The 13,725-nt window shown below is 67.4% G+C and carries 5 protein-coding genes; all 5 read left to right on the top strand.

The features are described from left to right. Positions 1 to 31: 31 nt before the first annotated feature. From CFB43_RS36475 to CFB43_RS36495, 5 genes are read left to right on the top strand one after another with little or no spacing between them, the layout of a single operon-like run. Positions 32 to 9,562 carry an amino acid adenylation domain-containing protein gene (locus CFB43_RS36475; RefSeq protein ID WP_089498890.1) on the top strand — a complete coding sequence of 3,177 codons (9,531 nt, stop codon included), beginning with the start codon at positions 32 to 34 and terminating at the stop codon, positions 9,560 to 9,562. Then, positions 9,559 to 10,221, top strand: coding sequence for a glycosyltransferase family 25 protein (locus CFB43_RS36480; RefSeq protein ID WP_226205096.1), 663 nt, complete (start codon positions 9,559 to 9,561; stop codon positions 10,219 to 10,221). The genes CFB43_RS36475 and CFB43_RS36480 overlap by 4 nt, the downstream gene beginning before the upstream one ends. Before the next feature lie 54 nt (positions 10,222 to 10,275). Next, entirely contained in the window at positions 10,276 to 10,758 is a 483-nt protein-coding gene (locus CFB43_RS36485; RefSeq protein WP_089498891.1) for a hypothetical protein, read from the top strand. A 16-nt stretch (positions 10,759 to 10,774) separates the two neighbouring features. Beyond that, positions 10,775 to 12,478, top strand: coding sequence for a cyclic peptide export ABC transporter (locus CFB43_RS36490; protein WP_089498892.1), 1,704 nt, complete (start codon positions 10,775 to 10,777; stop codon positions 12,476 to 12,478). Then, the gene (locus tag CFB43_RS36495) at positions 12,475 to 13,569 is read left to right on the top strand and encodes a helix-turn-helix transcriptional regulator (RefSeq protein ID WP_256990201.1); all 1,095 of its coding nucleotides are present in this window, start codon (positions 12,475 to 12,477) and stop codon (positions 13,567 to 13,569) included. Before CFB43_RS36490 ends, CFB43_RS36495 begins: the two co-directional genes overlap by 4 nt. The last annotated feature ends 156 nt before the right edge of the window (positions 13,570 to 13,725 follow it).

Below are 13,725 nucleotides of genomic sequence, written 5' to 3' on the forward strand. Positions count from 1 at the left end.
CAGGTGAACAAAACGTTTCAAGGAGTGTCCTGTGCAAGACAATAACGTGCTGGTCACCGACCATCGCTATGCCTCCACCGCGCGTTTCTGGCGCGAAAGCCTTTCCCGGGTCGCCGGCGTCTACCGGATCGCGGCGTACGCCCCGAATCAGCAACCGGGTCGCCCGCTGTCCCGCACGGTGCGGCTCACGCCCGCGTCGCTCGACCTGTTGCGGCGCATCGGCGACGGCGAGCTTGCCGAGTTCGCCGTCACGACGGCGGGCATTGCGTTCCTGCTCTGGAAATACTTCCGGATTCCGGTCACGGTGCTCGGCACGCCGGCGCTGGCCGCGCATCCGTCGGCCCAGGCTGCCACCGTGCCGCTGATCATCGAGGTCCGTCCCGACGAGCGCGTCGAGGACTACCTGTCGCGCGTGGCCGCGATCGTGGAAGACAGCTACGCCGAGCCTCACTTCCCGCTTGAAACGCTCGTGCGCAACGAAAAGGACATGGCGCTCGCGCAGCTCACGAAAGTCGCGCTGGCGGACGATCGGGTGCATCACGCACCGACCGGCCGGGACGACGACCTGCAGTTGCATCTGCGGCTCGCGCGCGGCGAAATCGAGCTTCGTTACAGCGCCGCCATCGAGCCTTTCATCGTCGACGGTTTCGCCGGCAGCCTCGGCGCGGTGCTGGAGGCATTCGAACACCTCGACACGCCCGTCGGCGACATCGCATCGGCCCCGCCGGAAGAGGGCCCGCTGCTGGCCGCCTTCAACGAAACCGCGACGACCGGCCCCAGCCACCCGACGGTCGTCGCCATGTTCGAAGCGCAGGTCGCCCGCACGCCGACGGCGCCGGCCCTGGTCACCGACAGTGCGCTGATGACCTACGCCGACCTGAACGCCCGGGCCAACAGCCTCGCGCATCAATTGCGCGAGCACCACGGCGTCGGGCCGGAATCGCTGGTCGGCATCATGCTCGACCGTTCCGAATGGATGATCGTCGCGATTCTCGGCATCCTGAAGGCGGGGGCGGCGTTCGTTCCGCTGGACCCGGCGTATCCGGCCGAGCGGATCAATCACATCCTCGGCGACACCGGCCTGTCGCTGCTGGTGACCCAATCGAATCAGCTCGCGCAGTGGTATGAGTTCTCCGGCGTGACGCTGCTGCTGGACCAGGAGCTCCCCGGCTGGACGCCGCGGCCGGACAACCCGCCGTACCGTGCCGAACCGGCGCACCTCGCCTACGTGCTCTACACGTCCGGCTCGACCGGGAAACCCAAGGGCTGCCTGCTCGAACACCGGAACCTGGCCCACTACATCGCGTGGGCCGCCGCGTATTACTTTCCGGAAAGCACGACCGGCAGTTTCGGACTGTACAGCTCGCTCTGCTTCGATTTCACGCTCACCAACCTCTTCTGCCCGCTGGTGCGCGGCAAGACGCTGCGCATCTATCCGCAGTCGGAGAGCATCGACACCATCCTGGCCCGGATGTTCCAGCCCGGCAGCGGCGTCGACACCCTCAAGCTCACGCCCACCCACATTCACCTGCTGGAATACATGAACCTGGCGCGCTCCGGCGTGCGCAAGGTGATCGTGGGCGGCGAGGAACTGACGCCCCAGCACATCGCCACGCTGCGCAAGATCGATCCCGCGATCGAGATCTACAACGAGTACGGCCCTACCGAGGCGACGGTCGGCTGCATCGTCGAGCGCGTCGAGCACGCGCCGTCGACGGTGCTGATCGGCCGGCCCATCGCCGACACCCGCGTGTACATGCTCGACGACGCGCTGCGGCCGGTTCCGCTCGGCGTGCCCGGGGAAATCTGCCTTGCCGGCGCGGGCCTCGCGCGCGGCTACCACCAGCGGCCCGACGTCACCGCCGCGAAATTCGTCGAGCATCCGTTCCCCGGCGAAGCGCGCCTCTATCGCACCGGCGACATCGGCCGGTGGCTGCCCGACGGACGAATCCAGTGCTACGGACGCATCGACCACCAGGTCAAGATCCGCGGGCACCGTGTCGAACTCGGCGAGATCGAGGCCGCGATTGCCGCGCACGAGGATGTCGTCGGCGCGGCGGTCATGCTGCGCGAATCCGCCCACGGGGTGCGCAAGCTGGCGGCCTACGTCAAGGGCGCGCCGAGCCTGAACGTGCCGGACCTGCGGGCCTATCTGGCCGGGAAGCTGCCGGACTACATGGTCCCGTCCGACATCATCCCGATCGCCGAATTTCCGCTCAACGCCAACGGCAAGCTGGATCGCCCGGCGCTGCTGGCGCTGGAGCCCAACGCCGCGTCCGACGACGCCCGTCTCGACGCCGCCGCGCTCGACGCCACGCCGATTCAGCTCGAGCTGGTGCGTATCTGGCGCGACGTGCTCGACAATCCGGCCGTCGATCTCACCGGCCGCTTCTTCGACTACGGCGGCGATTCGCTGCAAGCCATGCAGCTGGTCTCGCGGATCTGGAGCAGCTTCTCCGTCGAGATCGGCATCGACGCGATCTTCGAACTCCAGACCATCAGCGCGGTGTCCGACCTGATCGAAGCGTCGTCGCCGCACGCCGGTTCGACGGCCGGCGCCATCGTGCCCCGCTCGCGCGCGAACGACCTGCCGCTGTCCTTTCCGCAGCAGCGGCTGTGGTTCCTCGCGCAACTGGAAGGCCCGTCTGCCACCTACAACATCTCGAGCGCGCTGCGCTTCGACGGCGAACTGGACATCGCGCGCCTGCAGGCCGCCGTGTCCGAGATCAGCCGGCGTCACGAGATCCTGCGCACGACGTTTCCCGCCGTTGACGGCCGCGGCGTTCAACGCATCGCGCCGCCGGCGCCGGTCGCGCTCGACGTCGTCGACGTCGCCAGCGAATCCGACACGCTCGCGCGGCTCGCGGAGGAAGCCGACCGCCCGTTCGATCTCGCCGCCGGCCCGCTCTATCGCGTCGTGCTGTATCGCGTCCATGAGCGCCTGCACGTCTTCGGCATCGTGATGCATCACATCGTTTCCGATGCGTGGTCGTCAGGCATCCTGATCGGCGAGCTGGCCGCGCTCTATGCCGGCGAGTCGCTGCCGGAACTGGCGGTCCAGTACGCGGACTACGCGGTGTGGCAGCACGAACGCCTGGCGTCCGCCGACACGCATCGGGAACTGGCGCTCCTGAGCGCCGCGCTGGCCGATGCGCCGGACCTGATCGAGCTGCCCACCGACCGCCCGCGGCCCGCCATCCAGCAGTTCCGCGGCGCGGTGCTGCCGTTCCAGCTGGACGGCGAACGCGCCGACGGCCTGCGCGCGATTGCCCGCGCGTCCGGCACCAGCACGTTCATGGTCGTGCTCGCCGCGTATGCGCTGCTTCTGTCGCGATACAGCAACCAGCAGGACCTCGTCATCGGCTCCCCGATCGCCAACCGGCGTTCCAGCATGACCGAGCCGCTGATCGGCTTCTTCGCGAACATGCTCGCGCTGCGCGTGGACCTGTCCGGCAATCCGACCTTCGGCGAACTGCTGGCGCGCGTGAAGCGCGTCGCGCTGGACGGCTACAGCCGCCAGGAAATTCCGTTCGAGCAGGTGGTGGATTCGCTCGCGCTCGAACGCAACCTGAGCCGCACGCCGGTGTTCCAGGTCGTGTTCGCGTACGAGAAAGCGCCGTCCGAGGCGGTGAGCTTCCCCGGTCTCGTGGCCACGCCGGTGTCGGTCGAGACCCACACCGCGAAGTTCGACCTCACGCTGCATGTGCAGGATGCCGACGACGGCCTCGCGGGCTCGCTGGAATACAACCTCGACCTGTTCGACGCCGCCACGATCGATCGCATGGCGGAGCACTTCCGCACGCTCGTCGATGCCGTGATCGCCGATCCGGACGCGCCGCTCGGCGCGCTGCCGTTGACGAGCGACGCGGAGCGGAACCGGGTGACGGTCGAGTGGAACCGCACCGACACGGATTTCGGCGACGCCGCCGCGCAACCGCTGCATCGGTTGTTCGAACAGCAGGTCGAGCGCACGCCGGATGCCGTCGCTGCCGTCTTCGATGACGTTTCGCTCACCTACGCCGAACTCAACCTGCGCGCCAACCGCCTCGCCCATCACCTCATCGCGCTCGGCGTCGGCCCCGATGCGCTCGTCGGCGTCGCGATGGAGCGCTCCCTCGACATGAGCGTCGCATTGCTCGCGGTCCTCAAGGCCGGCGGCGCCTACGTCCCCGTCGACCCCGACTACCCCGCCGAGCGCGTGCGCTTCATGATCGACCACGCGCAGTTGCGCTGGCTTCTCACCCAGCAGCATCTGCGCGACGCGCTGCCCGAGACCGACGCACACGTGATCGTCGTCGATACCGACTCGCTCGACCTCGATGCCGCGGCGACGTCCAACCCCGCGCCCGCGCTCAACGGCGACAACCTCGCCTACATGATCTACACGTCCGGCTCGACCGGCCGGCCCAAGGGCGCGCTCAACACCCATCGCGCGATCACCAACCGCATCCTCTGGATGCAGCACGCCTACGCGCTCGGTGCTGACGATACGGTGCTGCAGAAGACCCCCTTCAGCTTCGACGTCTCGGTCTGGGAACTCTTCTGGCCGCTCGTCACCGGTGCGCGCCTCGTGTTCGCCCGCCCCGGCGGCCAGCGCGAGACCGATTATCTGGTCGACCTCATCGAGCGCGAACGCATCACCACGATCCATTTCGTGCCGTCGATGCTGCGTGCGTTCCTCGACCATCCCGACCTGGACGCGCACTGCGCGTCGCTGCGCCGCGTCGTGTGCAGCGGCGAGGCGTTGCCCCACGACCTGCAGCAGCGCTGCCTCGAGCGCCTGGACGTCAAGCTGTACAACCTCTACGGCCCGACCGAGGCCGCCGTCGACGTGACCGCGTGGGAGTGCCGCCGCGACGATCCGCACCGCATCGTCCCGATCGGCCGGCCGATCGCCAACACCCGCCTCTACATCGTCGACGCGCAGATGCAGCCCACGCCGATCGGCGTGCCAGGCGAACTGCTGATCGGCGGCACGCCGGTCGGGCGCGGCTATCACGGCGAACCCGAGCTGAGCGCCGAAAAGTTCATCGCCGACCCGTTCTCCGCCGACCCGCTCGCGCGCCTCTACCGCACCGGCGATCTCGCGCGCTACCGGCCCGACGGCAACATCGAGTTCCTCGGCCGCATCGATCACCAGATCAAGCTGCGCGGCCTGCGCATCGAACCCGGTGAAATCGAGGCCGCGCTGCGCACGCATCCGTCGGTCGACGACTGCGTCGTGATCGCGAAAACCGCAGGAGCCCGAACGTTCCTGATCGCCTATGTCGCGACCGCCGCGCGGGACATCGCCGGTCTGCGCGATTATCTGGGCGGCAAGCTCGCCGACTACATGGTGCCGTCGCAGTTCGTCGTCCTTGCATCGTTGCCGATGCTGCCCAACGGCAAGATCAACCGCAAGGCGCTGCCCGCGCCGGCCGACGGGGTCAACGTGGTCAACGTGGCCCAGCCGCACGCGCCCGCCGTCACGCCCCGGGAAATCCTGCTGGCGTCGATCTGGCAAGACGTGCTGCAGCTGCCTTCCGTCGGCATCCACGACAATTTCTTCGAACTCGGCGGCGACTCCATCCTGAGCATCCAGGTGATCGCGCGCGCCAATCAGGCGGGGCTGCGCGTGACGGCGAAGCAGCTGTTCCAGCATCAGACGATCGCACAGCTGGCCGCCGCGCCCGAGGAGCGGGCAGCCTACGTGCCGACCCTGAGCCCGCTGGGCGATGCGCCGCTCACGCCGGTGCAGCACTGGTTCTTCGACCAGGAGATCGACGCGCCGTCGCACTTCAATCAAACGGTCCTGATCCAGGTGCCGGCGGATCTCGACGCATCGCGGCTCGCCGACGCGTTCCGGCAAGTCTACGAACATCACGACGCGTTGCGACTGCGTTTCTCGCACGATGCGGGCCGCTGGACCCAGCACGTCGTCGCCGGCGGCGAGATGCCGGTGCTCTTTGCGAAACAGGTGATTGCCGGCGACGCCGGCGAGCGCCTGGCGGCGATGCGCGCCGCCGCCGCTGACGCGGAGCGCGGCATCGACATCACGTATGGCCCGTTGCTGGCCGCCCGGCTCTTCTGCGTGGCCGGCGAACCGCTCGCCCGCCTGTTCGTGTCGATCCATCACCTGGCGGTGGACGGCGTGTCGTGGCGCGTGCTCCTCGAGGACTTGCATGCCGCCTACCACGGCCAGCCGTTGCCCGCGAAAACGACGTCGTTCCGCGAATGGGCGCTGCATCTGCAGCAACTGGCCCGGTCGCCGGCCATCGGCGACGAAGCGCGACTGTGGCAAGCGCTCCTCGCGCAACCCGTCGAGCCGATGCCGCTTGACTATCCGGCCGCAGGTGCGCCCAACAATGTGGCCAACAACGCGGTCGGCGACGCGTCGTCCGTTTCATTCGAGCTGGACGAAGCCGACACCACCGCGTTGCTGCGCCGGCTGCCACGGGCCTACGACACTCGCATCAACGACGTCCTGCTCATCGCGCTCGCGCAAGCCTGCAGCATGGTCACCGGCAACGCCCGCACGCGGATCGATCTCGAGAGTCACGGCCGCCACGTATCGGATGCGCCGCTCGACCTCACCCGGACGGTGGGCTGGTTCACGTCCATCCACCCCGTCGTGCTCGACGCCGACGCGATGCACACGCCGGAGCAAGCGCTGCGCGCCGCGCGCCAGCAGCTGCGCCGGATTCCGGCCGACGGTCTCGGTTATGCGCTGCTCCGCTACCTGAGCCCCGACGCCGCCGTGCGCGACAGTCTCGCCGCGTTGCCGCAGGCCGATATCCTCTTCAACTATCACGGGCAGCTCGATACCGTGTTGCAGCAATCCGACGGCTGGCGCCCGGCGGCCGAAGACCTCGGTTCGCTGCGTGCCGGGCGGTCGCAGCGCACGCACGCGTTCGAGATCGTCGCCGCCGTGGTCGACGGCAAGCTTCAGGTGGACTGGCGCTATGGCGAGCGGCTCCACCGGCGGCAGACGGTCGAGAACCTGGCCGCGCACTTCAGGGACCGGTTGCTCGGCTTCGCGGCGTCGGTCCCCGACACCGCAGCCGACGACATCGACGAGAGCTACCCGCTCTCGTCGCTGCAGCAGGGCATCCTGTTCCATTCGCTGTACGACCTGGATCCTGCCGCCTATTTCCAGCAGTTCAGCTTCGTCGTCAGCGGCCCGCTCCAGGTGCCGGCGCTCCGGCAGGCGTGGGCCCATGCGCTCGCGCGCCATGCCGTTCTGCGCACCGCGTTCGCATGGGCCGATCGCGACCAGCCCGTCCAGACCGTGCTGCACACGGTCGAGCTGCCGTGGACAGTGCTTGACTGGCGGCACCGCGATGCGTCCCGCCGCGCTCAGGACTTCGATGCGTTCCTCGCCGACGACCGCAAGCGCGGCTTCGATCTGCAGCGGGCGCCGCTGTTCCGCTGCACGCTGATCCAGGAAACCGACACGCGCCATCGCTTCTGCTGGAGCGCGCACCACATCATCCTCGACGGCTGGAGCACCGCGACCCTGATGAAGGAGGTGTTCGACGACTACCTGTCGCTCGCCCGCACCGGCACGCCCGCGGTCGCGGCGTCGGTGCCGGGATACCGCGCGTACATCGACTGGCTCGCGCGTCATCCGCGCGCCGCCGACGAAGCCTGGTGGCGCGCCGAGCTGGCCGGCTTCCGTGCCGCCACGCCGATCGCGGCCAGCCCGGCCCGGCAGACGACCGGCGACGCCGCGCGGCAGGACAAGCGCCGAACCCAGCAATTCCTGCTGGACGAGGCGCTGACCGCGCGGCTGCACGCGCTCACGCGCACGCATCGCGTCACCCTCAACGTGCTGATCCGCGCGGTCTGGGCGTTGGTGCTGCGGCGCCACGCCGGAACGGACGACGTCGTCTTCGGCGTCACCGTGTCCGGTCGGCCGCCGCTGCTCGACGGCGTCGAGTCGATCGTGGGGCTGTTCATCAACACGCTGCCGCTGCGCCTGCGTATCGCGCCGGAGCGGCCCTTCATCGAATGGCTGGCAGAGGTTCACGCGGCCCAAACGGCGATGGAGCCGCACTCGTACAGCTCGCTGGTCGACATCCAGTCGTGGAGCGAAGTGCCCGCCCGCGACAGCCTGTTCGACAGCCTGCTGGTTTTCGAGAACTTCCCGGTTGCCGCCGCCCCCGATCTCGGGCCGGACGACATCGAGATCCTCGACACCCGCGCGTTCGCGGAATCGAACTACCCGCTGACCCTCACCGTACACCCGGACGCGCGCATCGGCTTCCATATTTCGCACGATGCGCACCGCGTCGCGCCGGATGTCGTGCGGCAGATGCTCGACACCCTGCGCGCGTTGCTGGAACGATTCGCCGACGACCCGACCCGGCTGACCGGCCAGCTCGCCGATCCGCCGGCCGCCGACGGCCAGCCGGGCGCGCCGCGCGGGGCAGCCGGGCCGACGATCGAAGCCGCCGCCGGTGCGGCCACGACGGCACGCGCCGTCGCGCCCACCGCGGACGAACGCACGTTGCTGGAGATCTGGCAGCGGATCTTCAAACGGGACGACATCGCGGTCACCGACAACTATTTCGACCTCGGCGGCCACTCGATCATCGCGATCCAGCTGATGGCCCATGTCGAGAAGGCGTTCGATCGCCGGCTGCCGATTTCCTGTCTCTTCGAGAATCCGACGATCGAGAAACTGGCGGCGGCGCTCGCCGCGAAAGAACCGTCCGCGCCTGCCGGCGGACTCGTGCCGATTCGCGACGGCGGCCCCGCCGCGCCGCTCTTCCTGCTGCCGGGCGCCGGCGGGAACGTGGTCTACTTCCATCCGCTCGCGCACCACCTGAGCGGCGCCCACGCGATTCACGGGCTGGAAGCGCTCGGCCTCGACGGCGCGTGCGAGCCGCTCACCCGCGTGGAAGACATCGCGACCCGTCATGTCGAACGCATCTGGCCGCTGGTGGGCGCGGGTCCGTACTACCTCGCGGGCCATTCGTTCGGCGCGCACGTGGCGCTGGAGATGAGCCGGCAACTGGTCGCCAAGGGCGCCGACGTGAAGCTGCTGGCGATCCTCGACGCGTCCGCGCCCATCGACAGCCCGGCCGCCATGTACTGGCAGGACTGGGACGACACCGAATGGCTGGTCGCGATCGCCCACGAAATCGGCACCTTCCTCGGCGCCGACCTCCAGGTGACGCGAGCCGACCTCGTCCCGCTCGATCCCGACGGCCAGGCCGACTTGATCCTCGCGCGGATCGGCGACCGCGGCAGCTGGTTCGCGGACGCCGGGCCCGACCGCCTGCGCGCGTACCTGCGCGTCTATCAGGCCAACTTCAAGTCGCACTACGCGCCGCACGCCACGCCGCTGCCCGTGCCGATCGCGTTGTTCCGCAGCACCGAGCACGATCCCGACGACTACGCGCCGTCGCCCGAGATCGCGCAGCTTCGCCTGGACCCGGCCTGGGGATGGTCCCGCTTCTCGACGCTCCCCGTCGCGGTGACGGACGTCCCCGGCGACCACCTGACCATGCTGCTCGATCCGCATGCCGGCGCCCTCGCCGCCCATGTCAATTCGTTCCTGGAAAAACAACCCTCATGAAACTGAAATCAACGCCGACGATCGACAACACTTTCGCCCGCAAGGTCTGCATCAACCTGGACCGGCGTCCCGACCGCTGGGAAGCGATGCAACGAAAATTCGCAGAGCAGAACATCCTCACGGTGGAACGGCTGTCCGCCGTCGATGCAAAACAGGTGAGCGTGCCGGAATCGTTGAGCCACATGCGTCCGCAGGACTACGGCTGCACGATGAGCCATCTCGCCGCGGTGAAACAGGCGAAGGCCGCCGGCGCGAGCGAAGTCCTGATCTTCGAGGACGACGCGTTCTTCGACGCCGAGTTCGCCGCGCGCTTCCCCGAGTTCATCGCGCAAGTGCCGGACGACTGGCACATGCTGTTCCTGGGCGCGTATCACTTCACGCCGCCCATTCCCGTCGCGCCGAACATCGTCAAGGCCGTGGAGACGCTCACCGCGCACGCGTACGTCGTCAGGGACTCGCTTTACGACGCGTTCATCGCGATCAACGAAAACCCGCCGGCGATCAACGACCGCAACAACCTCGTGCTGCAGCAGACGTTCAATTGCTACTGCTTCGAGCCGAACCTGGTCGGACAGGAGTCCGGCTACTCCGACATCATGGACGAAGTGATGCCGGAAAAGCCGCTGACCTATTCGATGCCCATTCCGGACGGCTGGTGACGCCTGCCGCCCCGTGCTCGCCGCGAACCCTCACTCGACAGGCCATTGAACCTCATGCAAACCACCACCGTTGACCTCGAAGCGGCGTTCGTACAGGCCGCGCTGGATGCGCTTCACCGGGACTGCAAGCTCGGCGACGCGATTTCACTGGCTTACGGGAAATGCGAATCGACCGCCGGCGTGATCGACCTGATTTTTCCGTTGATCACGAAGAAACTGCGGATCGACTACATCCTCATGTACAGCATCGAAAGCAATCCCCGCACGCTCCTGCAATTTCTTCGGCAGGTCGAGTCGCGGCTGGCACGGAACGAAAACTGGACGGCTGCCTCGGTCGAGGCCGCGTTGCGGAGCGTGGCCGATTCGACGGACAGCGTCGGCTGGGCGCGTGCGCAGCGCCTGCTGAAGTGCTGCATCCTGTTTTCCGATTCGCCGCTGGGCATCGTGGAAAGCATCACGTTCCTGGGCCGGCACGAAACCTCGTCGAGGTTGAGATCAGCGGCAAGCAATGTCGAACTCAGCCACCTGATCAACTGAGACCTATTGGCCATTCATGGATTCCGCTCAAAGCAAATCGCCGCCCTGGCATTCCGCCGTCACCCTGATGTGGCGCAGTCATCCCTGGCTGACGCTGGGCACGGTCCTGACGGGCCTCGTCAGCGGCATCGCGTCGATCGTGGGCGTCGGGTTGATCAGCACCGTGCTGCACGACCCGTCCGATCGACAGACGCTGCTGCTGATGTTCATCGCGGTGAACGTCATCGCGGTGGTCTGCAGGAGCGGCGCGGCCGTGATGCCGTCCTATGCGTGCATGAAGGTCATGACGAGATTGCGCGTCAACCTGTGCAAAAGGATCCTGGCGACCCCGCTCGACGAAATCGACCGACGCGGCGCCCCCCATGTGCTGACCATGCTGACGCAGGACATTCCGCAACTGAGCCAGACGCTGCTCACCATCCCGACGATCATCGTTCAATCCGTCGTGCTGATCTGCAGCATCGTCTATCTCGCCTATCTCTCGTGGATCGTTTTCGCGTCGACGATGATCCTGACCCTCGTCGGCCTCGTGCTTTACCTGTTCTTCTATCGGAAGGCGGTCAATTTCACGGAGCGGGTTCGCGATGAATTCGTCCAGTTCAACGAATACACGCATGGCCTCGTGTTCGGCATCAAGGAACTCAAGCTCAACCGGGCGAGGCGCCGCTGGTTCACCCGGGCCGCGATCGAATTGTCATCGAAGCGCGTGGCGGGATTCAACTACATCGAACGCTTCTGGTTCATGAGCGGCGACAGCATCGGCCAGATCACCGTCGCGGTGCTGCTCGGCTTCCTGTTGTTCGGCGTGCCTTCGCTCGGCGTCGTGGATCCGTCCGTCCTCACGGCGAGCATCCTGGCCGTGCTCTACATGATGGGGCCCTTGACCATGCTGATCAATATCCTGCCGGTGGTGGCCGAAGGCAAGACCGCGCTCGCCCGGCTGGCGGAATTCGGTTTCCTGATCGACGACACGCAGGACGCACGCAATGAGCCGCCCGTTCCGGGCGCCGTGGCATCCCCATCGCCGAAGTCATGGAAGGTCATCGAGTTGAACGAGGTGACGATGAACTACCGCGACAATGAATCGTCGGCCGACTTCGTGCTCGGCCCCATCAACATGACGATTCATGCCGGAGAACTCGTCTATGTGATCGGCGGCAACGGCAGCGGCAAGAGCACGTTGGGCAAGGTCCTCAGCGGCCTCTATGCGCCGACCGGCGGCACCATTTCCCTCGACGGAACAGTCATCGACGACGATGCCCGGGAACGCTACCGAAACCTGTTTTCCGCCGTCTTCACCGATTTCCATTTGTTCAATCGCATCATCGGGCCGGATCGCGGCAATGACAGCATCGAGCTTGCCCGGAAGTACCTCGACACCCTGAAGCTGGCGGACAAGATCGAGATTTCCGGCCGCACCTACTCGACCACCCGCGCGCTCTCGACCGGGCAACGCAAGCGCCTGGCGCTGCTTTGCGCGTACATCGAGGATCGTCCGATTTACATCCTGGACGAATGGGCCGCCGATCAGGATCCGGTCTTCAAGCGATTTTTCTATGAGGTGCTGGTTCCCGACCTGAAATCCCGCGGGAAATGCGTCGTCATCATTACCCACGACGATCAGTACTTCAAGCTGGCGGACCGGGTCATTCGCCTCGATAGCGGCCGCATCTTCTCCGATACGGCCGTGTGCGCCGTCCCGGCCGAAGCCGCCGGATGAGCCGCGATCCTGATGGGGACACGATGCGCGCCGTCCGTCGCAGACGGGCGGAACGCTCGCCGTGCGCCGTACCGGATTCGACGACCGGCGATGCGTCTGTCCCGGCAAACCGTTACAGACGCATTCGCACGCGGGTGTTTAAATCACGTCGGCATCCATGCGCGCACGCGCAGCTTCAACGTCTCATCAGGAATCCTTTCATGGAGTTCAGCAGATTGTTCGCACACGTCGGCGAAGCGATCTCGAGCAGCGGGAGCCGACGTTTCCCCCGAATGATGTACAACCTGATCGCCGCGGCGGTCCCCGTCGACGAGATCCGCATTGCGGAGCTGGCGGTCGACGACTCACCTGACGGCCATCCCGCGGTGCGCAGCCTCGGCGCGGTCGGCGCGGCGCTCGCGAAGGCCGGCGTGGCCGCTGCCTGTTGCGGGCCGCAGATGCCGCCGCGCCCGGGGGCGAGCCCCCTGCACGTCGACGACACGCTCGCCGGCCACGGCCCGATCCACGCGCAACTCGACCGCTTCATCGTCATGCAGGCGGCGGTCGTGTCGCCGCGTTACGCGCAATTTCACCTCGTGACCCGCAAGCGGGGCCACTGTTACGTGATCTCGTTGTATCGCACCTGTACGTTCGACGATTTCTCGCCGCAGGAGCGGACCTTCCTCAAGGAACTCTCGCACGTGCTGTTTCCGATCGTCGAGAGCCATGTCGCGGCGCTCGATTCGACGCCGCCGCCCGCCCAGGTGACGCTCGCCGCGCCGCCGGCGACGCAATCGGGCCGGGAGCGCGTGGCGCGGCGGTTCGCCGAGCGTCTGCGGCAAGCGGGCGTCAAGCTGTCCACGCGCGAGATCGAGGCATGCACGGCGCTGCTGGCCGGCGACACGGTGCCCGCCATCGCCATGCGTTTCGCGCTGCGCGAAAGCACCGTCGAGACCTACCTGAAGCGGGCCGCCGTCAAGTTGGGCTTCAGCGGGCGTCATGGCCTGACGCGCTGGATGCTCGACGAGACGGCCGGGGCCGCGACGGAAGCGGGCGGGGACGGCATGCGAAGCGTGCGGCGCGACTACGCGTCGCCGCGCATCGGAACCTGAGGGCTCTCGGCCCGAACGGGCCCATCCGGCGGCGCGGCGCGCGTCAGGTGCGGCCCGCCAGGCACTTCAGCGTGCGCGACGCCGACGCAGGCGCAGGCGACGCGCGAAACTCCATGGGACGACTGCCGCCGGTTTCCATCTCGCGTCGCACGTCGG

It is taken from the genome of Burkholderia sp. AU15512, assembly GCF_002223325.1.
In the GTDB taxonomy this organism is placed as follows: Bacteria; Pseudomonadota; Gammaproteobacteria; order Burkholderiales; family Burkholderiaceae; genus Burkholderia.

Coding starts and splice junctions, on each gene's coding strand:
- CFB43_RS36490 (WP_089498892.1), top strand. CDS start 10,775: ATGGATTCCGCTCAAAGCAAATCGCCGCCCTGGCATTCCGCCGTCACC.
- CFB43_RS36495 (WP_256990201.1), top strand. CDS start 12,475: ATGAGCCGCGATCCTGATGGGGACACGATGCGCGCCGTCCGTCGCAGA.
- CFB43_RS36480 (WP_226205096.1), top strand. CDS start 9,559: ATGAAACTGAAATCAACGCCGACGATCGACAACACTTTCGCCCGCAAG.
- CFB43_RS36485 (WP_089498891.1), top strand. CDS start 10,276: ATGCAAACCACCACCGTTGACCTCGAAGCGGCGTTCGTACAGGCCGCG.